This is a genomic window from Vibrio sinaloensis (genome assembly GCF_000808535.1).
GTDB classification, from domain to species: domain Bacteria; phylum Pseudomonadota; class Gammaproteobacteria; order Enterobacterales; family Vibrionaceae; genus Vibrio; species Vibrio sinaloensis_D.
The window spans coordinates 224,198-248,911 of sequence record NZ_JWLV01000045.1 but is presented as its reverse complement, the minus strand read 5'-3'; the positions used below and the strand labels follow the sequence as shown (position 1 = coordinate 248,911).

Sequence of the window (24,714 nt, the reverse complement as noted above, 5' to 3'; positions counted from 1 at the left end):
GAACCTGGCTACTGATAATTAAAAGGGATTGTTATGAAACTCACTTATTTAAAGTTACTACTAGCGTTAGGCACATTAAGTATTGCTTTAACAATAACGGTAACGATTGAAATTCACGTTAATTAGTGGATGTAACTAAAAGAATGCTCTAAGCATCACACCCTACACAAGGACTAACACAATGAAAAAATTAGCAACGCTTATCTCTGCTGCACTTCTTTCTTCCACCGTTTCTGTTTCAGCGCAGGCGCAAGATACCATGGCGATCGTCCTGTCTACGCTAAACAACCCTTTCTTCGTTACGATGAAAGATGGCGCAGAAGCAAAGGCGAAAGAGTTGGGATATGACCTGATCGTGCTTGATTCGCAAAATGACCCGAGCAAAGAGCTTTCTAACGTGGAAGATCTTACTATTCGTGGCGTAAAAGCGATTCTTATCAACCCGACAGATTCAGATGCAGTATCGAATGCGATTCGTATGGCAAACCGCTCAAACATTCCAGTGTTGACGCTAGACCGTGGCGCAAGTCGTGGTGAGGTTGTGAGCCACATTGCCTCTGACAACGTGGTAGGTGGTGAAATGGCGGGTCACTACATTATGGAAAAAGTAGGTGAAAAGGCGAAAGTGATTCAGCTTGAAGGTATTGCAGGGACGTCTGCCGCACGTGAGCGTGGAGAAGGCTTCATGAACGCCGTAAAAGGCAGTGAGATGGAACTGCTTGCTAGCCAGCCTGCGGATTTTGACCGTACTAAAGGTCTCAACGTGATGGAAAACTTGCTTGCAGCCAACCCAGACGTGCAAGCGGTATTTGCGCAAAACGATGAGATGGCGTTAGGTGCACTTCGTGCGGTACAGGCGTCAGGAAAAGATGTAATGATCGTAGGCTTTGACGGCACCGATGACGGCATCGCAGCGGTTAACCGCGGCAAATTGGCAGCAACCGTTGCTCAGCAGCCAGATCTGATTGGTTCACTGGGTATCGAAACGGCAGACAAAGTGCTTAAAGGTGGCTCTGTAGACGCTTACATTCCAGTACCACTTAAAGTGATCGCTAAGTAATCTGTTCGCCTTCCTCTTCTCTTTTATCTGTCGTAGGGGAGAGGAGGGCACTTAAGTTTGTGTTCTTGCGAGAGTACAAACTTATTATTCCTGTTCAAATAGATAAGGGCTCATTCGAGTCGAGGAAAACCGTATGAATAAGTTAGTGGTTTTAGGTAGTGTTAACGCTGACCATGTTCTTCAAGTGCCTTCTTTTCCACGTCCTGGCGAGACGCTCCACGGCCGCAACTATCAAGTGATTCCTGGCGGTAAAGGGGCGAATCAAGCGGTCGCGGCAGCACGACTGAATGCTGACATTGGGTTTATCGCTTGTGTGGGTGATGATGCGTTCGGCATTAACATTCGCGAAAATTTCAAAATGGACAACATCAATATCAATGGCGTTAAAATGCAGCCCAATTGCCCAACGGGGATCGCAATGATTCAAGTGGCAGACAGTGGTGAAAACAGTATTTGTATTTCCGCAGAGGCGAATGCCAAGCTAACAGCAGAAGCGATTGAACCTGATTTGGAGCGAATTCGCCAAGCTAAGTACTTACTGATGCAACTTGAAACGCCAATGTGCGGCATTGAAAAGGCGGCGCGAGTAGCCAAAGAAGCGAAGACCAACGTGATCTTGAATCCTGCTCCGGCTCGTGAGTTGTCTGATGAACTGCTGGCTTGCGTCGATGTGATCACCCCAAATGAAACCGAAGCGGAGGTGCTAACAGGTATCACGGTTAACGATAACGAAACCGCGCAAGAAGCGGCGAATGCACTTCATGGTAAGGGCATCGAGATCGTGATGATTACTCTTGGTGCGAAAGGCGTGTGGTTGAGCCAAAATGGTCGTGGTGAGTTGATTCCGGGCTTTAAAGTAGAGGCTACCGATACTACGGCTGCTGGTGATACGTTTAATGGGGCATTGGTCACTGGTCTATTGGAAGATTTACCTCTAGAATCAGCCATCAAGCTTGCTCATGCGGCTGCCGCTATCTCTGTAACAAGATTTGGTGCCCAGACTTCAATTCCAACGCGTAAAGAGGTCGATGCATTTCTTGCAAGCCAGCCCTAATTGGTCGCGATCGAGCTAAATTCAATGCAGCACTTGCCCTTGTTTTTAGCTCGATACATGGCTTGATCAGCGAGTTTTACCAGCTCTTTCAGCTTGTGATTTGTACCTGAGAAAATCAGTGCGCCAATACTGGCACTAACTTGAAAAGCAATATTGTCTTGCTGGATAGGCTCGCAAATGAGTGTGAGCAGTTGGCGTGACAGCTCCTCTATCTCGCTTTTTGAATCGCTCTTTAAATACACCAGAAATTCATCGCCCCCTAAACGACAGACTTGCACATCTTGGCGCAATATTGTGCTCATTCGTTTGGCTACGGTCTGCAAACAATAGTCTCCCGATTCATGTCCAAACTTGTCATTGACGGCTTTGAATCCATCAAGGTCAATAAACAGCAGTGCGCCTGCTGTGTGGTGTTCAAACTGCGCCTTGAAGGCTTTCAGATTCATAAGGCCGGTCAGTTCATCGTGCAGTGCGTGCCATTCGATCTCCTCTTTTTGCTGATTTAAGTCACTCAATAAGCCGTTTATTTTTTCTCTGTAGTTGAGTAGTGCGATACTGGACACCGCCATACTCAGCATCAGGCAAAAGAGGTAAACTAGCCAATAATAGGGGTTGAGAAACAATTGGTTGAGTTCGGTGCGTGGTGTGAGTGTTTCGGAGTAAAACGCAAAGGCGATGCCCACGATATACATGGCAGACAAACCAAGTGAAAGATAAAGCGCTCGACGACTGAAGATGACTGAGATGACAAAAATTGCTAGAGGTAAGAAAAATACTGCCCCCGCCATCGGGCCGAGCCCAAGAAAACCGGAGTTGAATATCAAGAAGTTGATGACAATCAGTCCAATGGCGGTCTGATTTAACTGTAACCTAGGGCTGAATGCGGCGAGAAGCACCAAGGATACGACAAGCGCAATTTGAACAAAATCTCGAGTTGAATAGCCAATATACTCCGCGCGAATAATTGAGAGTACGAGAGTGGCGACGCAGAGGGCCGCTTCGTTGATCAAAAACAGTTGTATGGTCTCTTTTTGAATGTTCTTGTCGCTATTCATACAGATCCAAATAGTAGTATTAACATACGATGTGACGACAAACTGACGGGGTTGCACTTCATTCTTACGGAAGTGTCTGCGGTTCTTAGTCATATTTTAGACGAATATAAGTGATACAGGTCAGGATCCGTCCCCTTAGTGGTGACAAAGTGCTGGCTAAGATTTAAGGAAGGAGCCAAGTAAATGGCTACAATGAAAGATATTGCCAAACTTGCTGGTGTTTCTACGTCTACGGTGAGTCATGTAATCAACAAATCGCGATTCGTCAGTGAAGAAATCTCAGAACGCGTCAACAAGGCGGCGACTGAGCTCAACTATACCCCCTCGGCACTGGCTCGAAGCCTGAAAGTGAACCGGACTAAAACCATTGGCATGTTGGTGACCACCTCGACCAATCCGTTTTTTGGTGAAGTCGTAAAAGGGGTAGAGCGAAGCTGCTATCAACAAGGCTATAACTTAATACTGTGTAATACCGAAGGTGACAATGCGCGTATGCGTGAATCGATCAACACGCTACTACAAAAGCGGGTCGATGGGCTGATTTTGATGTGTTCCTCATTAGAAGGGGAGCGCATTGATGTGTTCGAGAAGTACTCAGATATCCCAGTGGTGGTCATGGACTGGGGTCCAATGTTGTTTACCAGCGATAAAATTCAAGATAACTCGCTCCGCGGCGGCTACATTGCGGCGAAACACTTGATTGATGTCGGACACAAATCGATTGGTTGTATTACGGGGCCTCTAATCAAACATCAGGCTCAAATGCGTTATGAAGGATACAAACGCGCGCTAAATGAAGCTGAGTTGGATTTTAACCCCAACTGGATTGTGGAATCTGACTTTGAATGTGAAGGTGGCTATGAGGCATTCAACCAAATGTTTGCCAAAGGGGAACTGCCTAGCGCGATATTCGTGTCGAATGACATGATGGCGATGGGCGTGATCAATGCCGCGCACGAGAAAGGCATTCGAATCCCAGAGGACTTGTCGATCATTGGCTATGATGATATTCAAATCTCGAAATTTATGACCCCGGCGCTCACCACCATTCATCAACCCAAATACCGTCTCGGTAAAGCGGCGGTTGAGGCGTTATTGCAGCGTTTAAACAACAGCTATTTGGATCCTCAGGTCGTACAACTCGAGCCGAGTTTGGTGGAGCGGAAATCGGTCTCTGCACCAAAACAATCCTCGTGATTGTGGTTGGATTCTTGCCATAGGTCACGTTGCAATGTGAGTTAACATATTGGTTATAAAGAGTGAGCAACTTCTATGAGCATGTGCTAAACCTAACTTAGTAGGAAGGATAAGTGGGTAACGCAATGGATCTGTTTGCCGATCACCGAGAAAAAGCCGCGCCGAGTGAGCAAAAATCAGCTCAGTCACAATCGGAGCGAGAAAAATGGAAAGTGCTGCTGGTGGATGATGATGAACAAATGCATCAGGTCACGCGTTTAGCCCTTTCCGGTTTTGAGTTTGATGGTAAGCGGTTGGAGTTGATTTCAGCGCACTCTGGTCATCAAGCGCAACAGATTTGTCGGGAAGAGACTGATCTTGCTCTCGCTCTGGTGGATGTTGTTATGGAGACGGAGCACGCTGGGCTAGATTTAGTTCGCTACATTCGAGATGACTTACAAAATCGAGTCATTCGATTAGTGCTTCGCACTGGGCAAGCAGGGCAAGCTCCGGAAGATACCGTCATTCGTGAATATGAAATTGACGACTACAAAGAAAAAACTGAGCTGACAACCCAAAAATTAAAAACCGTCCTGTATTCTATGTTGCGCGCCTATCGCGACCTCAAACTCATTGAGGCGCAGAAAAATGGCTTGCGCAAAGTGATTGAATCTTCCGCTAAAGTGCAAAATACCACTACGCTGCAAGCGTATGCCAGTTCTGTTTTAGAGCAGTTAACGTCCTTACTGCAGCTCGAAGAATCTGCATTTTATTGCGTGGTGAAGCCTCGAGCTCACGGCGAGGAATCACGTTCCATGACGCTAGCAGCTTCAGGCGACTACGTTGACTGTTACAGCGAATGTATGTTCGAAAAGTTGCCTCAGGAGGTAGCTGACCGATGCAAAGAAGCGCTAGAGGATCGACGTTCTAAAAATTTTGGTGATGCCTTTGTTTTGTATGCCAATGATCATCAAGGCGTCGACAGCATTCTCTATGTGAACTACAACCGAAACCTCGACGAGCTAGATGTCCAATTATTGGAGATCTACATGCACAACATTGGCCTAACCTTTGAAAATCTCAGCCTACTTCTCGACATTAAAGAAACATCAAAAGAGCTAGTGTACAACTTGGCCAACGCAGTAGAAGCGCGCAGTAAAGAAACGGGCGCGCATGTTCAACGGGTTGCTCTTATCTGTGAGCGACTCGGCCAGTTGTATGGCCTCGATGACGATCAGGTGACGATGCTTAAACTCGCCGCACCTTTACATGATGTGGGTAAAGTCGCCGTCCCGGATTCGATTTTACACAAACCCGGTAAACTCACGCCTCAAGAGTGGGAAGTGATGAAAAAGCACGTCGATTATGGTGTCGATATATTGAGTAAATCGAAGCGTCGATTGATTGCCGTTGCTAAAGAAATCGCGGGTCACCATCACGAAAAATGGGACGGCAGCGGCTACCCAAATGGTCTTGCGGGGGAGGCGATTCCTGTAAGTGGTCGAATTGCTGCCTTAGCGGATGTGGTTGACGCTTTGGGCTCAAAACGCAGTTATAAAGAGCCTTGGAGCGAGGAAAAAATCCGAGAGGAAATTATTTCCCAGAGTGGTCTCCATTTCGAACCTAAGCTCGTTGAGTTGATGCTGGACAATTGGCAAGACTTCATCGATATACGCAATTCTCTGCCTGATTAAGATCGCAGGCTCTGTGTCCTGGGTAGGCGAGGTTCATTCACTTTCGTCGGGTTCGTAAGGTAAATCTTTGGGTAGAGTAATGATCATTTGAACCCCTTTGCCCAATTCAGAATCGAAACTAAGTTCACCTTTAAGTTTTTGCGACACAAGGTTGAAGACTAAGTTCAAGCCTAGCCCTGAACCACCGGTTCCCCGCTTACTGGTGTAGAAGGGCTCAAATATTTTTTGATGCAGAGACTTGTCTACACCGCAACCATTATCCTTGTACTCAAAGATGATGTCATCGCCCTGTTGGTAATAGTGGATGTCAATTTGAGCGGCCTCTTGCTGCTCAAACGCATGGTTGACGCTGTTGAGGATGAGGTTTGAAATCACCTGCGTCAACACGCCGGGAAGGCTGTTCATTTGTAGTTGCTGGTCACCACTTAGAGTCGGCTCAACAGGAACTTTACGCGTTTCTGGGTGCAAGCTAGCGATCAGAGCGTCTAGCACATGGTGAATACGGAACTGGCTACGGCTTTCGGAGACTTGATCCACTGCGGTTTGTTTGAAATCACGAATCAGTTTCGCCGCTCGGTCTAAATTGGTTTCAAGCATTGAGCCGCCATCGGTTAGGCGCGTCATGACTTGCTCAAATTGGGTGCTGGTGAGAGTTTGGTTGCTGAATGCGGTATTGAGTTCGTTGGCGGCATCTCGAATGACCGATGTCGCGGTCACGGCAATCCCGAGTGGTGTGTTGACTTCGTGTGCGACGCCCGCGACTAAACCACCGAGCGCGGCAAGTTTCTCTCTTTCAACGAGTTGGTCTTGTGCTCGGTGTAATTGCTCCATGCTTTGCTTCAAATCGACCGTACGTTCGGCAACGGTATATTCAAGGTTTCGATTTAACTCTTGCAAATTGAGTTGGGCTAACTTGAGGTCCGTAATGTTGATGGTTGACACCCGAAAGCCCAGAAACTTATCGCCATCAAAGTTTGCTCGTCCTTGAAACATGAAGTAGTGGGTGATGCAATTGAGGGTAATTTGTTGTTCGCATTTAGAAAAATCAGAATGCCTGAGCAGGTGGCGATGCAGTTCATGACACGTTTTTAATGCTTCTATGTTTGTGATGGTGGGCTTTTGTTCGATGTTGATTTGGAGTGCCACTTGCATTTGCTCAGAGCAATAAATCAATCGCCCTGTCTCGTCGGTTTCCCACAACCAATCAGAAGAGACCATCGCAAAATCATTGAGCCTAATTTGCTCTTGGCGAATGTTTTGGTAGAGGAGTGATACATTGGTGGTGATTTTATTGGTTTCTTCGCCAAGCCAACTCAGCTCATCACCACGACTTGATACCCAAAATGAAGCGGGCAGTTCAAGTGGCTCTGCTGGATGACGGGGATTGTAGGTGCGAAGGTACTGCGCTATGGCAAAGATTCTTTGGTTGATGCTGCGATGAAAGACGATCAGCAAGATGGCGCAGACGACGAGCGTCCGGAACATATTGAGTAAAAGTGTGTAGATAAACTCGCGAATTAGGTAGTCGTAGACCTCGTTGGCATCGGACTCGACGTAGACTTGCCCAACTCGCTCAAGAACTGAAGAGTCAGGGTTTTTATGGAATAAAGGGTACTGCGACTGTATTGAATTCTCTTGTATGCTTGTGCCCGCCTCAAACACGTATCCATCCGCGACGACTTTCAAGTAAGCGATTCGCGGCAAGTTCACTAAGCCATCAAGGCGCTGTTGTAACCCAACAAGGTCAAATGACCAAAGTGACGAAGCAAGAAGGGGGGCATGAATATCACGCACTTCAAGCTGACGTTGATCGATAGAATCAAACTGCTCTGAATACTCCCATGAGAGTTGCACTAGCGTCGTTAGCAGCGTGATGGCGCCACTGAGCAGAATCATAATGAGAATAATACGTCGTCCAATTCGACTGTAAAATGGGTTATCTATACTCTCTTCAAACTGTTTGGTTCGGCTCATAATGATCTGCTGCAAAAGGACTATAAGTACCAGTATAGCTAGCTCTTTTTAATCAACGCGTGTTTTGGTTAGGTAAATACGCGTATGCTGACTAAACTGAAATGAAGTATTCAGTGGAGATCGCTTATGCGACCATGGTTATGTCTACTCTTTTTGATGTCCTTTCCCGTTCTTGCGAATAAGGTGCTGCTGATTGAAAGTTACCATTCTGGGTTCGCTTGGGATAAAAGCTATGTCGAGGGCATTAAGCAAACGTTGCAAGCGGGTATTGAGTTTGACTCGTTTCAAATGGATACCAAAAGAGTACCGCCAACTGAATATGAAAAAATGGCGGAGCTCGCTTTTGTCAAATACATTGAGTACAAACCGGATATCGTGATTTTGGGTGATGACAATGCGTTGAAGTATTTGTGGCCAAAACTCTATGATGAACCCATCTCGGTAGTATTTTTAGGCATCAACTCTAACCCTAGAGAGGTATTAAAGAATTATCGAGGGCAAGCACAAATTACAGGTGTATTGGAGCGACCATTGTTTGTTAAAACGATTGGTGAACTAAAGCGGCTCATACCCGTTGAGCAAATGAATGTACGAATCATGTTTGACTCAGGGGTGACTTCACACATTGCTCGGCAGTACATCGAGCGCCAGTATTCCTTGATTCACTCTAACCTCGGCGTGGATGTCGAGATTGTCAGCGCAAGGACACAAAATGAGTGGCAGGAGGCCATTTTAAGTGCGCCCGATGATGGGTTCTCTGTGGTGATTGTCGGCCTCTATCAAACTCTGGTCGATAACACGGGTGAAAACGTACCTGCAGACGAGATCATCGCCTGGACGAACCAAAACTCTACGATCCCAGTATTTGGCTTTTGGGATTTTGCTGTCGCGAGCGACAAAGCGGCGGGTGGCGTAGTGCTGTTTGGTAAAAGTCAGGGCGTGACGGCAGGGCAATTGGTGAATAAAATAGTAAATGGCGAATCGGCTCGCAGTATACCGATTCAAATCGGAAATCAGGGAAACGCAATCTATTCGAAGGCGGCGATGGCAAAGTGGGGGTTGACGCCTCCAAGTCATTGGCAAGCGATTGATTAGAGTAATTCGGTGTTGAGTCAATCACAACAATGGGCAACCGTTGCAAATGAAATTTACAAATGACTTAATAGCAGTTACAAAGGTGTATACCCCGAAAGTTTAGCGTAGGCAAAAAGAAAATATGAGTGTATCAAGTAGTACGATACTCACGGAAAGTGGTACTAACGAGTTAGAAATTATCGAGTTTCATCTGGTCAAGCAGATGCCTGATGGCAGCAAGAAGACCTGTTATTACGGTATTAACGTTGCGAAAGTCCGTGAGGTAATTCAAGTACCGGAAACCACCGATTACCCCAATGCTCAGCCACATATGGTCGGGGTGTTTTCGTCGCGTGATATTCTTACTCCGCTAGTCGATTTGGCGGGTTGGTTGGGGGTTCCTACCGATAAGGATCTGAGCCGTAAGTTTGTAATCGTCACAGACTTTAACAACATGACCAATGGCTTTTTGATTGATTCAATCAGTCGCATCCACCGTATCTCTTGGAATGATGTAGAGTCTCCAAGTCAATTCTTAGAAGCGGGCGAGCAAGATTGCGTAGTGGCAGTGGTTCGTAAAGATGGCAATCTGATCATGATCTTAGACTTTGAGAAGATCATTGCCGACATCAACCCTGAACTGAGCATGGAAAAATACGATGTGAAGTTGGACAAGAGTGTCGACTTAAACCAGCGTATGGTGACCAAGCGAAACGCAAAAACCGTTATGGTGGTAGACGATTCGGCGTTTATTCGCTCGATGATTCAAGACACACTCACGTCAGCAGGCTACAACATTATCGCTTGTAAAGATGGTGGGGAAGCGCACGATAAGTTGATGAATCTTATTGAAGTGGCGAAAGAAGAAAATCTGCCTGTTAGCGAGCTGATCGATGGTGTCGTGACGGACGTTGAAATGCCAAGAATGGATGGTATGCACCTTGTGAAGCGTTTACGTGACAGCGAAGCGTACGCAAGCATGCCGATTGTGATGTTCTCGTCTTTAATGAGTGAAGATAACAGAGCGAAAGCACTGGCTTTGGGAGCGAATGACACCATCACGAAACCAGAGATTGGCCGTATGGTCGCGATGATGGACAAGTATATTTTCGGAAAGAGTAACTAAGACTACTGCTACTTGCCGCTTTATGACTAAGCGGCGAGTCAACATAAACAAAAAGGGTACGCAATGCGTACCCTTTTTTCATGTTCAGAGGTTGATTAACCTTCGCTGCGACGGTCACGACCATGGCCACGTTCGCCACGGTAGTTACCACGATGGTCGCCACCACGGTTACGGTCAAAACGACGCTCGCCATCACGACGACCACCTTCACGGTTGCCGCGGTAGCCGCCACCATCACGACCGCCTTCGCGGTTACCACGGTAGCCACCTTCACGGTTGCCGTCACGGTTACCACGGTAGCCGCCACCATCGCGACGACCACGACCGCCATCACGGCCACCGCCACGACGAGGCTCACGGAAATCGTTGAAGTCACACACAACCGCGTCAACTTGCTTCTGACGGATACGTAGCTTACGCAGTTTACCCGCTGTATCTGAAGACATTGCTTTTGGTAGCTGAACGTAAGTTTCGCCTTGTGCTAGTTTGATCGCACCGATAGAGCCTTTTGTTAGGCCAAGTTCGTTTGCTAGTGCACCAACGATGTCTTTAACTTGTACGCCTTGCTCACGACCAACTTGGAATTGGTAAGTATCCCAATCTTGGTTGTCGAAGCTGCGGCCACCTTCACGACGACCATCACGACCGCCTTCACGACGCTCTTTACGACGTTGCTTATCACGCTCAATCGCTTCAATCATTGGATCTTCACCAATGTAGAATAGTGGGCGCTTACCTTGCTGACGCTTAAGCAGGATGGCTGCTAGTGTCGCTGCATCTAGCTCTAGAGATTCTTGCAGTTTTTCAACCAGTTCAGAGAACTTCTCTAGCGCTTTGTGTTCTTTTTCAGTTTCTAGTTCTGCGCCCAGTTTCGCTAGACGAGATTCTGCAACTTTGTCACGGTGAGGAAGTTGAATCTCTTCCATTGATGACTTAGTAACACGCTCGATAGTGCGAAGCATACGAAGCTGGTTAGTACGAACTAGAAGGATCGCTTTACCTTTACGTCCAGCACGGCCAGTACGACCAATACGGTGGATGTAAGACTCAACATCGAATGGGATGTCGTAGTTAAATACGTGCGTGATACGTGGAACATCAAGACCACGAGCGACAACGTCAGTTGCAACTAGGATGTCGATAACACCTTGTTTGATGTGATCAACAGTACGCTCACGTAGAGACTGAGGAATGTCCCCGTGTAGTGCAGACGCTTTGAAGCCACGTGCACATAGCCAGTCAGCCAGACGCTCAGTATCTTGACGAGTACGTACGAATACGATTGACGCGTCAGTCTCTTCTGTTTCTAGAAGACGAGACATTGCTTCGTCTTTTTCTACGCCTTTAACAACCCAGAATTGCTGCTCTACTTTGTCTACCGTGTGGTTTTTACCCGCAACGTCGATGGTTTCTGGGTCACGTAGGAAGCGCTCAACAATGCTCTTAAGCATTGGAGGCATAGTCGCAGAGAATAGAACGCGTTGCGCTGATTCAGGAGCGTGCTCCATGATTTCAGTTACGTCATCAACAAAGCCCATGTTTAGCATCTCATCAGCTTCGTCGAGAACGAACGTGTGTACTTCGTCTAGGTGTAGACGGTCACGGTTGATAAGGTCTTGAACACGACCTGGCGTACCTACAACGATGTGAGCACCGTTTTTAAGAGCACGCATTTGATCAACGATAGATGCACCACCGTAGATCTCTAGCACTTTAAGGCCAGCAATGTTCTTACCTAGGTTCTTAACTTCCGCAGCAACCTGAATTGCAAGCTCGCGAGTTGGTGCAAGAACGATAGCTTGAGGCTTACGTTGAGCAAGGTCTAGTTTGTTAAGAAGAGGTAGAGAGAAAGCAGCCGTTTTACCAGTACCAGTTTGAGCTTTACCTAGCGCGTCTTTACCAGCCAACAGGTGCGGGATAGCAGCAGCCTGAATTGGAGTTGGTGAAACAAAACCCATACCATCAAGAGCTGAAAGGATAGAGTCGTTAAGCGCTAGATCGCTAAACTGAATTACAGAATCTGTCATTGGGATCCTACTATTTTTATGTCAACAAAAGGTCCCACGAGCTCTACCAATTCCAATACCAATCCAGATAAGAGCTGATTCCATTCAGATGCGGACAAGTCGTAAATCGCATCAAGCCACTAGGGACATAAAACACATCGATGCCGCTAATAAATGGATGCACAAAGTTGTCGCACATCAAGAGGGGCATTGATATAAGGGGGCGGATTATTCCCTAAAAGCATAAAAAAAGCCAGAAAAAATTGAATTACATCACAAATTTTTCTCAGCGGAGAGAATCTTGGCTAAGATGTGCGCTGCGGCGCTGAAACCTTAGCCAAAAATGGTTTTCGATACTGACAATTGAATGATTAGTTATCAGCTCAAGGTGGCTTGGCTATAGTGCCAGTGATATAGTGTGGGCAATTTTTTCAGTAAGAAATGTAGAGATGTTCCAAGATAACCCGTTACTGGCTCAATTGAAGCAGCAGATTCAAGAAAACCTTCCAAAAAAAGAAGGCACCATCAAAGCAACGGAAAAAGGCTTCGGCTTTTTAGAAGTGGATAGCAAGACAAGCTACTTCATCCCACCTCCGTACATGAAAAAGTGTATGCATGGCGATAAGGTTAAGGCAATCATTCGCACCGAAAAAGAGCGTGAACAAGCTGAGCCAGAAGAGTTATTGGAACAAGGACTCAACCGCTTCATTGGTCGTGTAAAGCTGTTTAAGGGTAAGCTAAATGTTGCTCCTGATCATCCTCAACTAAAGAAGTTGTCACTGAAAGCGAAGACTCGCAAAGGCATTAAGAGTGACGATCTAAAAGAAGGTGACTGGGTTGTTGCGCAGCTTATTCGCCATCCTCTGAAAGGTGACAACGGCTTTTTCGTCGAGATTACCGAGAAGATCACTGATGCTGATGACAAGATCGCGCCTTGGTGGGTGACATTGGCGCAAAACGATTTGCCAAACAGCGAGCCAGCAGGTATCGATAATTGGGAAATCATAGATGACGAGGATCTTGAACGTCTCGACATGACCCATATCCCGTTTGTCACCATCGATGGTGAATCAACCAAAGATATGGATGATGCGCTCTACGCCAAAAAGACCGAAGCAGGTGACTTTGAGCTGACGATTGCGATTGCCGATCCAACGGCATACATCACGCCAGACAGCGAAATGGACAAAGTGGCTCGTGAACGTGGCTTTACCATCTATCTTCCTGGCCGCAACATTCCAATGCTGCCTCGTGATCTTGCTGACGAGTTATGTTCTTTGATCGAAAACCAGCAGCGTCCTGCATTGTGTTGCCGCGTGACGGTGAGCAAAGAGGGTGTGATTGGCGATGACATTGCCTTCTTCGCGGCAAACATTAAATCTCATGCTCGTCTCGCGTATGACCACGTTTCTGATTGGATCGAGAATGGCGCGTCTGAAGCTTGGCAACCAAGTGATGAGATTGCTCAAGTGGTTCGCGACTTGTATGAGTTTTCACTTGCGCGCGCGGATTGGCGTGAAAAGAACGCGGTTGTGTTCCCAGACCGCCCAGACTACCGCTTCGAGTTGAGTGAAGATAACGATGTTGTGGCGATTCACGCAGATATGCGTCGTAGTGCCAATCGACTTGTAGAAGAAGCAATGATCACCGCGAACATCTGTGCAGGTAAAACGCTTCAAGCGACGTTTGATTCTGGCGTATTTAACACTCACGCCGGCTTCAAACCAGAAAAGATAGAAGACGTAGTTAAACTGGTTAACCCTGATGGTGAATTGCCATTTACCGCTGAGTCTGTCGCGACTCTTGAAGGTTTTGCTGCGCTACGTCGCTGGTTAGCTGAGCAAGAAACCTCTTACCTTGATAATCGTATCCGTAAGTCACAAGCGTACAGTGAAATTGGCAACAAGCCGTTGCCGCATTACGCAATGGGACTTGAGCTATATGCTACGTGGACGTCACCTATCCGTAAATACGGCGATATGATCAACCACCGTATGCTTAAAGCCCATATCTTGGGTAAAGAGCCAGTGCAAACAGCCGATGAAACGGTCGGTGAGGAGCTAGCGCTTCACCGCAAGCATCACAAGATTGCTGAACGCAATGTAGGTGATTGGCTGTACGCGCGTACGCTTGCCGATGAGCCAGCAAAAGAGACGAAGTTCCATGGTGAGATTTTTGACATCAACCGAGCAGGAATGCGCGTTCGTTTGGTGGAAAATGGCGCTGCCGCCTTTATTCCTGGTTCTCTGATTCTGGCGAATAAAGAACGTTTAGAATGCAATGCTGACGAGGGTACGATCGCCATCGATAAAGAAGTGGTTTACCGTTTGGGTGATGTTCTGGAAGTGGTTCTTTCTGACGTAAACCAAGAAAGCCGCAGCATTGTTGCTAAACCGACTCAGATATTTGAAGAGGTTAAAACGGTTGAGGAAGTCACTTCAGACGCTGAATAACCGATTCGAAAGGCTAAAAGGGTGCGCAGGTCGCACCCTTTTTTAATCTTCCCAAAACATCGATTTTGGATCTTTATCGATTTCTCGCATGATTGCTGTCAGATCACTACTTTGAGCAAGAAACGGATAGGGTAACCAGCTTTCTAAGGTTGATTGGTCCGGTAAGTAAAGCTCCCAGCTGCTTTTTCCTTCCGACCATGCGACCTTTGCGACAGGCAACATGTAATCACAGTGGCTTGAGTCGAGTAGAAAATGTTGTTTGATGAACACGACGCCGTTTTCGATCGTTTCATAGCTCGCCTTACCAAGTTCTGCTGGCAAGCTTTGGTTGCGTTGTTGGCAAATGAGCTGCGCTCGACTCTCCACTTGCCTTTGTAGCAAACTCACTACGCTCATTGTGGCTCCCTTAGTTGGTTTAGCACCTGATTGACGTTTACCGTTAAAGTACCACCAAGTTCGTTAGTGTTCAGATGCACTCCCTATACTATGTAACCGGAATTTTGCTGTCTGCATAGCTTTTCACAAAAATGTCATGTAACCGCAATAAGATGACAGCCTGTTTGGAAGCTTACCAAGTTTTAATGGGAGAAAATTATGGTTCGTGTTGTGCTTGCTGCACTGGTGTCTTTCTCGCTTGTAGTCCCCTCTGTGACGGCTAAAGAAGTCAACGTATCTGGGTCTACGTCTGTTGCTCGTGTAATGGACGTTCTAGCCGAAAAGTTTAATCAGGTTCATTCTGACAGCTACATTGCCGTTCAAGGTGTTGGCTCAACGGCTGGTATCACGTTAATTAAGAAAGGCGTCGCAGACATCGGGATGAGCTCTCGTTACTTAACAGAGAGCGAGCAAGATGAATCACTGACGGTGACACCAATAGCTTTTGATGGGTTGGCCGTTGTGGTCAACCAATCAAACCCAATTCAAAATGTGACTCGCGAGCAGTTGTACGATATCTACAAGGGAAAAATTACCAACTGGAAGCAAGTCGGTGGTCACGATCAAAAAATCGCCGTTGTCACCCGCGAGGCATCGTCAGGCTCACGTTACAGTTTTGAAAGTCTTTTAGGTCTAACGAAAGTCATCAACGGGCGTTTAGTGTCGGATATTAATCCAGACAACTTGGTGGTCAACAGCAACAGCATGGTGAAAACCATAGTTAATCATAACAAGCAAGCGATAGGTTTTATCTCGACTGGCTCGGTTGATCGCTCAATCAAGGCGATTCAATTTGAGGGGGTTGAAGCTAACCAGAAAAACATCGCAACGGGCCGCTATGAACTGTCTCGTCCTTTCCTTGTGCTGTATAAAACCGAAAAAGTGGATAAGGATTCATTGGCCTTTATTCGCTACCTCACTGGCAGCGAAGCAAAAGCACTGATCGGAGAATATGGCTATACGCCAATCAAATAACAGTATTGAAAGAGAGCATCGCTGCTCTCTTTTCTTTTGGCCTTCGCGAAAGTTATGTTAAGCATTATTTACGCTCGGCTATATCGAGTTTTTTGCGCATTGCGAACGGGCAGTTTGTCGCTATGCGCACAGCGATTTTTGCCCGCATTTTTGGCGTGGTACAGCGCAACATCAGCCCTTTTAAAGAGCGTTTGTTGATTGAATGCCTCTGACGACATGGTCGCGATACCAATACTCAGGGAGATATTGTGAGGGGATATTTCTTTGAGTTTACGATATTGCCTTAATAGTCGATGTGCGTATGTTTCTGCGTCTTTCACACTTAGATTGGGGCATACCAAAATAAACTCATCACCTCCCCAGCGACCAATATGGTCGTATGAACGGGTGCGTTGTTGAAGGAAGTTCGCGGTTTCCCTCAAAATGGCGTCACCCATATCATGTCCTAGTTTGTCATTGATTGTCTTAAAGTTATCAATGTCGACCAAGAGCAATGAGAGCGACTGGTTGCTTCTGGTGCATCGGTCGATTTCTTTTTGTAACAACTCATCGAGCATCCACCGATTTAGCAATTGGGTTAGGCTATCTTTTTCCGCTTTAAGTTTAAGTTCATTGTGATAAGTCATATCGCGAATAATGCAAACGCTGCGATTTTCATCACCAACACGCTGAGAGGCTATAGCGATCTCCAGCTCAATTTCTCGCTGGGATTGAGTGAGTGCTTTAACTCGACGTGGTTTGTATTCGGCATAGGGCTTGTCACTGTTAAATACATGTTCTCGGTAATGGGAACAAAAGGCCTGATACTCCGAGGTAACGAGTTGTTCCAAGGGGAGGTTTTTTAGCTCGGTTTCACTGTACTCTAGCAACGCACATGCTTTTTTATTGGCTTGGAGAATAGAGCCCTGCTCAGAGATGTAGAGGATGCCATCGGGCGACATGTCGAGAATTGATGTGAGTTGGCAGCCCAATTTATGGACTTTTCGCATCACGCTGAGTACAAAGTAGCCAACAACAATGATGATAGGTGCAACGATCAAGTTAAACAGCAGAGTGAGGTGACTGAGGTTTTTCAGTTCAAGTGTTGTTTGATCATGGATGTACTCAAACTTAGGCAGTAGTGAGGATTGTAACGTCCGCAGAGCTTCGCTCGCTGGGTCGTCATCTACTTTGACGATTTGGTCTAAGGCTTCGACGCTCATTTCTGCGGGTTGTGATTTTGCGACCAATAGGTTTTGTCGATATTCATCTAGGGTACGTTTTAGTATTTCTAGTTCGACAATCAATTCGTTGTTGGTGGTGAGGGCTTCGAATTCGATGACCTTTTTAACAGCATCGGCGTAGCTTGCCAGAGCCAGTTGGTAATACCGTTCATCTCGTCGAATAACATAGTTTTTAAAATGGTGGATGAAGCCCACATAACCGATGGCTCGCTCTATATCGGTCAGCTTTTGTGTCATTTCAACACTAATCGGTGATTGTTCCAGAGCGACCGATTCTAGGCGATTAATCGCGTTGGTTTGAACCACAAGGTATACGATAAATAGCACGTTCAGAAAAACTGACGCGCAGATAACCCAAGGTAAGGGCCTGTTAACGTAGTTGCCTTGTTTGATCAAAGTAAGTTCTCATGCAGATAAAATCATTGTAAGTGTAGAATCTTCATAAGAGCCTTGTTGCTTATTTTTCTCGTGATGTGACTTGAATAGAGTTTTAGATGACAGCGTGTGTTAAATGAGTATAAAAAAACCCGAGCAGTCAGGCTCGGGTTGTTATTTCACACGTCTAGATTAAGCAGGTAAATCCACGCCAGCTTCTTGGTGTAGGCGTCGGCATGCTTTGCCATCACTATGGAATAAGTGGCAGCGGTGTGCAGGAATACCTACCGATAGTTTGTCGCCAGGCTCGACATCCAGTGTGTCTGGTTGACGATAGATCATATCTGCATCAGCGGCATCAATGTGAAGGTACGCCTGAGTTTCATTACCCAGTTTTTCAACGATATTTACTTCACCTTCAATGGTTGCGTCACCTTGATTGGCAGGCAGCAAGTGCTCTGGACGAACACCAAGAGACATACGCTCACCAGCGGTCACTGTTGTGCCATCAACTGGAATCCAGAAGGTCGTACCGTTGGCCAGTTGAACCATTACGCGATCTTTTTCTACCGCCTCAATGAACACGCTCATGAAGTTCATTTTCGGAGAGCCAATAAAGCCAGCAACAAAACGGTTTTGCGGGTAGTGGTACAGTTCAAGAGGTTTACCCACCTGAGAAACAAAACCCGCGTCGAGAACCACGATCTTGTCAGCCATGGTCATCGCTTCCACTTGGTCGTGTGTTACGTAAATCATGGTGCAGCCCAGTTTACGCTGCAGTTTGGTGATTTCAGAGCGCATTTGAACACGTAGCGCGGCGTCTAGGTTAGAGAGAGGCTCATCCAGTAGGAAAACATTAGGCTGTGACACCAAGGTACGGCCGATCGCAACGCGTTGACGTTGACCACCAGAAAGGGCTTTAGGTTGACGCTCTAGTAGGTGGCTTAATTGCAGGATTTCAGCGGCATGCTCGACACGTTTGTCGATCTCTGTTTTGTCTGCCTTCGCAAGCTTTAGGCCAAACGACATGTTGTCGTAAAGGTTTAAGTGTGGATACAGTGCGTATGATTGGAATACCATGCCCACGCCGCGTTTTGACGGCTCAACATCGTTCATGTGTTGGTCGCCAATGTAAAGATCACCCGAAGTGATGTCTTCTAGACCAGCAATGCAGCGCAGTAGTGTTGATTTACCACAACCCGATGGGCCAACGAAGACAACAAACTCGCCTTCTTTGATCTCCAAATCAACATTCTTTGAAATTAGTACGTCACCGTAAGCTTTACATACATTTTTTAACGTGACACTCGCCATCTAGCTCGCCCTCGATCAATATTTTTATTTTGTACTGCTCATCATTATATGAATTATCGTGCGAGCAATAACAGTAGGAATTTGGTAAGGAATGGATTCTTTCAGTTAGTAAGAAAATTTGGGTGATGGATTTCTCTCATCACCCACCAAAGCCAATGTAGAGTTTGCTTCCCCCGTATAGCATAAGCATCTCCCCCGTTTTTGTGAAATCTTGCGATTACAACCCTACGAATGCTTACGTTATCACAGCAAACCCCTGCGGCGTTGCAAATCAGCGCGCTCTTGTAAAAGAACTGACTGTTAAGGGTTCTTACTATCCACTCTTGGATGTCTGTAGTCTGCGTCGATTCAGCACTGGGTACATCCTCCCGACTGAAATTTTTATGGGGGTAGTAGATAAGGAGGAGGGGTAGGAGGGGGAGAAAGGCGCAGTTAGATCAAGTTCAAATAATTTCTCGTCGTAACATTGAAATCGGTCACATAAAGAGTCGTTTTTGTGATTTTGCTCTCCAACCTCAAACGATGGGGATCACGAAAATAGTCCATAATACTGAGGGCGTAGGGAGTAGGAGGATGAGCTGTTAGTCAGTTTGGCTGAAAATATATGTCGAAATACGGTGAAGCCTCTCGGTTGACCCCTACAACACAAAAATTAAAAAGGATATGAACATGAAAAACGCCCTAAGCACAGTGGCACTAGGAACATTAGTTGCTCTTGGCTCATTTGGTGCAAACGCTGCTATCGAAGAAGGTCAATTAACCATTTGGATTAATGGCGATAAAGGTTACAACGGACTTGCTGAAGTAGGTAAACAGTTCGAAGAAGACACTGGCATTAAAGTGACCGTTGCTCACCCAGATGGTCTACAAGACAAGTTCCCTCAAACTGCAGCAACAGGCGACGGTCCTGATATTGTGTTCTGGGCGCACGACCGTTTTGGTGGTTACGCAGAATCTGGTCTTCTTGCTGAAATCAAACCATCAAAAGAGATCAAAGAAGGCATCGTTGATTTTGCATGGGATGCTGTGAAATATGATGGCAAGCTGATCGGCTACCCTGTAGCGGTAGAGTCATTGTCTCTAATTTACAACAAAGACCTAGTGCCAAACCCACCTAAGAGCTGGGAAGAAGTGGAAGCGTTAGACGCGAAACTTAAGAAAGAAGGCAAGTCTGCGATCATGTGGAACCTAAAAGAACCGTACTTCACATGGCCACTAATGGCTGCAGATGGCGGTTACGCGTTTAAATATGGCGCAGAGGGTTACAATGTTAAAGATGCGGGCATCGCGAAAGATGGCGTGAAAGACGCAATGAACTTCGTTAAAGGCTTGGTTGAGAAAGGCGTGATCTCTTCTGATATGGACTACTCTGTTTCTGAGTCAGCATTCAACCAAGGCACAACAGCGATGACCATTAACGGTCCTTGGGCGTGGGGCAACATCGAGAAATCTGGTATCAACTACGGTGTAACGACACTGCCTAAGTTCAACGGTCACTCTTCTAAACCGTTTGTTGGCGTATTGACTGCGGGTATCAGCACTGCTTCTCCAAACAAAGACCTAGCGGTTGAGTTTATCGAGAACTACCTACTGACTAACGACGGTCTGCGTAAAGTGAACGACGACAAACCACTAGGTGCGGTAGCGCTTAACTCTTTCCAACGTGAGCTAGATGCAGACAAGCGCATTGCCGCTACTATGGATAACGCGATGAACGGCGAAATCATGCCAAACATCCCTCAAATGAGTGCGTTCTGGGGCGCAGCGAAGAACGCTATCGTTAACGTTGTTGACGGTCGTCAAACTGTAGATGCAGCCCTTGCAGATGCAGAAAAGCAAATGACTAAATAATTTCAGTAATACCCTTTTGAGGAGAGGGTAACCTCTCCTCCTTTCTCAGTTTTATTATCGCTAGCAGGTTCTCTTATGCAGTCAGTTCAAGGTACAGATGCGATGACATCTACAACAACGAGCTTGCCATCAAGTAAAAACGTCTTTATTAAATGGGCAATTCTGGCTTCTGTCGGTATCGTTAATGGCTACGCCACTGTCTTAATGTATTCTCGTGGTGAGACAGCCTTCGCGCTGCTTACTCTCATTCTAACCGCACTGGCGTTGTATATCTTTGGTAGTAAAAAGACTTACGCGCACCGTTACATCTATCCAGGTATTGCAGGAATGATCCTGTTTATCCTGTTTCCTCTTGCGTACACGGTAAACCTCGCCTTCACCAACTACAGTGCCAAAAACCAGCTTTCCTTCGACCGAGCCCAATCCGTATTGCTTGATCGAACGTTCCAAAGTGGTGACAGCTATCCTTTCACCCTCTACAAGACAGACAACGGTCACCGAATCGCTGTAAAAAAAGGTGATCAACTGTTAGCGACTGACGAATTTAATATTGCAGCACCAAGTGCCGATATGGATTTGGCTCCAGTCGAGTCTGTGAGTGGTGAAAAAGAAAAGATCAAAACCATCATCAAGAACAAAACCAGCTTAGGCGAAGTCGATTTGCACCTGCCATCAGGTGAAGACATTCGTATGAGCGGTCTACGTAAGTTTGCGGCGGTTGTTCCTTTGTATACGCTGCAAGATGATGGCGAATCGCTATACAGTAATCGTACGGGTGAAACACTGCGTCCAAATATGGAAGTGGGTTTCTATCAACCTGTTGATGAAAACGGCCAGTTCACAGGCTCAACGGTATCTCCAGGTTTTGTCGTTGGTATCGGCGCGAAAAACTTTGAGCGTGTCTGGAAAGATGATGGCATTAAAGAACCATTTGTCAGCATCTTTATCTGGACGGTTGTGTTCTCTGCGCTGACGGTTGGTCTTACCGTTATCATTGGTTTGGTCCTAGCGAGCGTTGTTCAGTGGGAAGAAATCAAAGGCCGCGCGATTTATCGCGTACTACTTATCCTTCCATACGCGGTCCCTGCTTTCATCTCGATTCTGATTTTTAAAGGTCTCTTTAACCAAAGCTTTGGTGAGATCAACATGGTGTTAGAAGCGCTGTTTGGTTTAAGCCCGTCTTGGTTCTCTGACCCATTGATGGCGAAAGTGATGATTGTCTTTGTGAACACTTGGCTTGGTTTCCCTTATATGATGATTCTGTGTATGGGTCTGCTGAAAGCGATTCCTGATGATCTGTATGAGGCGTCAGCCATTGACGGTGCTAACTTTGTTGATAACTTCCGTCGTATTACCATGCCACTGATGATCAAGCCGCTTACGCCGCTACTGATTGCCAGCTTTGCATTTAACTTCAACAACTTCGTGTTAATCCAGTTATTGACTCAAGGTGGTCCGAACATGATCGGCACTTCAGAGCCTGCGGGCTACACAGACCTACTCGTTAGCTACACCTACCGCATCGCATTTGAAGGTGGCGGCGGTCAAGACTTCGGGCTAGCAAGTGCTATCGCGACACTTATCTTCCTATTGGTCGGTGGTCTCGCACTACTCAACCTACGTTTCACTAAGCTGTCTCAGGATTAAGGAGTACCGACAATGGCAATGGTACAAGGTAAATCTCTTAAATACCGTGTATGGGCAACACACGCTGCGCTTTGGATATTCCTGTCAGCGATTATTTTCCCACTGTTAATGATTGTGGCTATCTCATTCCGTGAAGGTAACTTCGCGACGGGTAGCCTAATTCCAGACAATCCATCGCTGGAACACTGGAAATTGGCGCTTGGCTTCTCTGTAACCAATGCAGATGGTTCTGTAACACCACCGCCATTCCCAGTTCTGTTATGGCTATGGAACTCAGTGAAAGTGGCGGGGATTACATCTATCCTGATTGTGGCACTGTCAACTACGTCTGCTTACGCGTTTGCTCGCATGCGTTTCAAAGGCAAAGATACGATCTTAAAGGCGATGATGATCTTCCAGATGTTCCCTGCGGTACTGGCTCTGGTAGCACTCTATGCGCTATTTGATAAGCTTGGACAGTACATTCCATTCCTTGGTTTGAACACGCATGGCGGTCTGATCTTCTCATACCTAGGTGGTATTGCTCTACACGTATGGACAATCAAAGGTTACTTTGAAACGATTGATAACTCGCTAGAAGAAGCAGCTGCTCTAGATGGCGCAACGCCTTGGCAAGCCTTTAGATTAGTGCTGCTACCACTTTCAGTGCCTATTCTTGCAGTGGTGTTTATTCTGTCTTTCATTGGGGTGGTTGGTGAAGTTCCAGTAGCATCTCTACTACTTTCTGATGTAAACTCATACACATTAGCGGTTGGTATGCAGCAGTATCTCTATCCTCAGAACTATCTGTGGGGTGATTTTGCAGCAGCAGCAGTATTGTCTGCACTACCAATTACCATCGTATTCTTACTTGCGCAGCGTTGGTTGGTCGGAGGATTAACCGCCGGCGGTGTGAAAGGTTAATAAGAACGATAAGGGCGACCGCGAGGTCGCCCATTTTGTATCTCGACTTAACAATTTTGGTTTGGCCGCCGATCAGTTAAGAAGAGTGCAATTCTGGCGTTACGCATAGCTGGCTGTTAGTGAGATTCCTTACTGTTTACTTCTAACAGTTTTTGTAACCAAAACCCGGTTTGTCCCGGGTTTTTTTATGCCTAATCGACAGTTGCAAGTATAAGAATTAAGACACGGAAAGATATGCAATTGGGGCTTGGATGCGACGCAGTGTTCAAATGAATATGCAACAAAGCACTTTGTTACATTGGTAAGTTGGGCTCAATAGTTGAAAATGAACTAAAATTCTCGGCTAGAAGGGGCACAACCCAGATAGCGCAGCAAAACGTAGACACTCTCTTGTGACAACGCCACTTTTCTAAACAGGTCGGCAAAGGTGTCATCCCCTCCGAAGCAGGTGCGAATGTAGTGATTGATCTCTTGCTCTGCATACCCTTCAACGTACATGGTGCGTACCCATTGATACTCAACCGCCTTTGGGTTTACTAATGTCGTCTCACTGAGTGTAATGTCAGTTAAGCTCACGAATGTTCCTTCCGACTTAAAGATAGTTAGCGGATTTAATCAAAGTTAGATGAAAGAAAAATGACAGTTTCATTGCCTTACAAACGGCTGACATAAAACAAGCCTATGAACCCAAAAAAGTGAAAAAATGAGAATTAGCCAAGCATGAATTACGTGACAGTGTGAGGTCGGGGGAAAATAGCGGAGACGTTGATAGTGAGCTAGGTGAAGAGCAAAAAGTGGCGCGCTTGGCCCCACTTTTGCTTTAGATGGTTATTTTAAATACTTAACATGCGCTTCCATCTCTTCACCGATCTGCTTACGCATGTTCATTAGGCGAATGGCGGAGTCTCTTAACTCAATGTCTTCTTCAGTGTGTGGAACCCACTCTGGTACATCGGTTGGTTTTCCATGTTCATCGACCGCTACCATGATCACGATGCAGTGTGTCGTGAGGCGGTTTTTCAATTCTTTAGGGTCACTGGCTTGCACATCAATCGCAATATGCATTGAGCTTCGTCCGGTATAAATGACCTTCGCGCTGACCTCGACCAAGTTGCCAACATGGATAGGTTGAACAAAGCGTATTCCCCCTGCATAGGCAGTAATGCAGTATTTGCCACTCCACGCTGCTGCATTGGCATAGGCAGCTAAATCGATCCATTTCATGACGGCGCCACCATGGACTTTGCCACCAAAGTTTACATCACCAGGTTCGGCTAAAAAACGTAGCGTAATATCTCGTTGACCGGTACTCATCTGTC

At 46.4% G+C, this 24,714-nt stretch carries 19 protein-coding genes; 11 read left to right on the top strand and 8 right to left on the bottom strand.

Annotated features, from left to right (window positions below; translation table 11 throughout):
- Positions 1-181 precede the first annotated feature (181 nt).
- Both rbsB and rbsK read left to right on the top strand, forming a co-directional pair.
- Positions 182-1,060 (top strand): ribose ABC transporter substrate-binding protein RbsB, encoded by an 879-nt coding sequence (gene rbsB, locus RJ47_RS17640; protein ID WP_005469673.1) that lies wholly within the window; start codon positions 182-184, stop codon positions 1,058-1,060.
- Positions 1,061-1,193: 133 nt separating this feature from the next.
- Positions 1,194-2,114 carry a ribokinase gene (gene rbsK / locus RJ47_RS17635; protein WP_039485754.1) on the top strand — a complete coding sequence of 307 codons (921 nt, stop codon included), beginning with the start codon at positions 1,194-1,196 and terminating at the stop codon, positions 2,112-2,114.
- Here the strand turns inward: rbsK and RJ47_RS17630 are convergent.
- Positions 2,111-3,169: a GGDEF domain-containing protein gene (locus RJ47_RS17630; RefSeq protein ID WP_038212629.1), complete on the bottom strand. Its 1,059-nt coding sequence runs from the start codon at positions 3,167-3,169 to the stop codon at positions 2,111-2,113. The genes rbsK and RJ47_RS17630 overlap by 4 nt on opposite strands.
- Positions 3,170-3,352: 183 nt before the next feature.
- Between RJ47_RS17630 and RJ47_RS17625 the strand changes: the two genes are divergently transcribed.
- Both RJ47_RS17625 and RJ47_RS17620 read left to right on the top strand, forming a co-directional pair.
- On the top strand, positions 3,353-4,366 hold the full coding sequence (locus tag RJ47_RS17625) for a substrate-binding domain-containing protein (RefSeq protein WP_039485751.1): 1,014 nt from the start codon (positions 3,353-3,355) through the stop codon (positions 4,364-4,366).
- Positions 4,367-4,491: 125 nt separating this feature from the next.
- Positions 4,492-6,039, top strand: coding sequence for a DUF3369 domain-containing protein (locus RJ47_RS17620; RefSeq protein ID WP_039485901.1), 1,548 nt, complete (start codon positions 4,492-4,494; stop codon positions 6,037-6,039).
- Between the two features lie 33 nt (positions 6,040-6,072).
- Here the strand turns inward: RJ47_RS17620 and RJ47_RS17615 are convergent, their stop codons facing one another.
- Positions 6,073-8,013, bottom strand: a complete 1,941-nt coding sequence (locus tag RJ47_RS17615) for an ATP-binding protein (RefSeq protein WP_052237989.1) — start codon at positions 8,011-8,013, stop codon at positions 6,073-6,075.
- Between the two features lie 126 nt (positions 8,014-8,139).
- Here RJ47_RS17615 and RJ47_RS17610 point away from each other — a divergent pair, with 126 nt between their 5' ends.
- Together RJ47_RS17610 and RJ47_RS17605 are read left to right on the top strand one after the other, a co-directional pair.
- Complete coding sequence (locus tag RJ47_RS17610) at positions 8,140-9,108, top strand: ABC transporter substrate-binding protein (RefSeq protein ID WP_039485746.1); 969 nt, start codon at positions 8,140-8,142, stop codon at positions 9,106-9,108.
- A gap of 121 nt (positions 9,109-9,229) precedes the next feature.
- A complete protein-coding gene (locus tag RJ47_RS17605; RefSeq protein WP_005469807.1) occupies positions 9,230-10,213 on the top strand; it encodes a chemotaxis protein in 984 nt (327 codons plus the stop codon).
- Between the two features lie 95 nt (positions 10,214-10,308).
- On the opposite strand, the gene RJ47_RS17600 is transcribed toward RJ47_RS17605, so the two are convergent.
- The gene (locus RJ47_RS17600) at positions 10,309-12,240 is read right to left on the bottom strand and encodes a DEAD/DEAH box helicase (protein ID WP_039485744.1); all 1,932 of its coding nucleotides are present in this window, start codon (positions 12,238-12,240) and stop codon (positions 10,309-10,311) included.
- 428 nt (positions 12,241-12,668) lie between these two features.
- Between RJ47_RS17600 and rnb the strand changes: the two genes are divergently transcribed.
- A complete protein-coding gene (rnb, locus tag RJ47_RS17595; RefSeq protein ID WP_039485742.1) occupies positions 12,669-14,672 on the top strand; it encodes an exoribonuclease II in 2,004 nt (667 codons plus the stop codon).
- Positions 14,673-14,714: 42 nt separating this feature from the next.
- Here the strand turns inward: rnb and RJ47_RS17590 are convergent, their stop codons facing one another.
- A complete protein-coding gene (locus tag RJ47_RS17590; RefSeq protein ID WP_005469533.1) occupies positions 14,715-15,068 on the bottom strand; it encodes a DUF3024 domain-containing protein in 354 nt (117 codons plus the stop codon).
- Between the two features lie 198 nt (positions 15,069-15,266).
- Here RJ47_RS17590 and RJ47_RS17585 point away from each other — a divergent pair, with 198 nt between their 5' ends.
- On the top strand, positions 15,267-16,082 hold the full coding sequence (locus tag RJ47_RS17585; RefSeq protein ID WP_038134938.1) for a phosphate ABC transporter substrate-binding protein: 816 nt from the start codon (positions 15,267-15,269) through the stop codon (positions 16,080-16,082).
- 68 nt (positions 16,083-16,150) lie between these two features.
- Here RJ47_RS17585 and RJ47_RS17580 read toward each other — a convergent pair whose 3' ends face one another.
- Complete coding sequence (locus RJ47_RS17580; protein WP_156143342.1) at positions 16,151-17,632, bottom strand: sensor domain-containing diguanylate cyclase; 1,482 nt, start codon at positions 17,630-17,632, stop codon at positions 16,151-16,153.
- A 240-nt stretch (positions 17,633-17,872) separates the two neighbouring features.
- A complete protein-coding gene (gene malK / locus RJ47_RS17575) occupies positions 17,873-18,994 on the bottom strand; it encodes a maltose/maltodextrin ABC transporter ATP-binding protein MalK (RefSeq protein WP_005469719.1) in 1,122 nt (373 codons plus the stop codon).
- A 669-nt stretch (positions 18,995-19,663) separates the two neighbouring features.
- Here malK and malE point away from each other — a divergent pair.
- The 3 genes from malE to malG all read left to right on the top strand — a co-directional run bounded on the left by malE (position 19,664) and on the right by malG (position 23,395).
- A complete protein-coding gene (gene malE, locus RJ47_RS17570; protein WP_038134944.1) occupies positions 19,664-20,845 on the top strand; it encodes a maltose/maltodextrin ABC transporter substrate-binding protein MalE in 1,182 nt (393 codons plus the stop codon).
- A 75-nt stretch (positions 20,846-20,920) separates the two neighbouring features.
- Positions 20,921-22,492 (top strand): maltose ABC transporter permease MalF, encoded by a 1,572-nt coding sequence (gene malF, locus RJ47_RS17565; protein ID WP_005469628.1) that lies wholly within the window; start codon positions 20,921-20,923, stop codon positions 22,490-22,492.
- A 12-nt stretch (positions 22,493-22,504) separates the two neighbouring features.
- Positions 22,505-23,395 carry a maltose ABC transporter permease MalG gene (malG, locus tag RJ47_RS17560; protein ID WP_005469620.1) on the top strand — a complete coding sequence of 297 codons (891 nt, stop codon included), beginning with the start codon at positions 22,505-22,507 and terminating at the stop codon, positions 23,393-23,395.
- 330 nt (positions 23,396-23,725) lie between these two features.
- Here malG and RJ47_RS17555 read toward each other — a convergent pair whose 3' ends face one another.
- Entirely contained in the window at positions 23,726-23,971 is a 246-nt protein-coding gene (locus tag RJ47_RS17555) for a hypothetical protein (protein WP_005469500.1), read from the bottom strand.
- A 252-nt stretch (positions 23,972-24,223) separates the two neighbouring features.
- Positions 24,224-24,709 carry an acyl-CoA thioesterase gene (locus RJ47_RS17550; protein WP_005469896.1) on the bottom strand — a complete coding sequence of 162 codons (486 nt, stop codon included), beginning with the start codon at positions 24,707-24,709 and terminating at the stop codon, positions 24,224-24,226.
- Positions 24,710-24,714 lie beyond the last annotated feature (5 nt).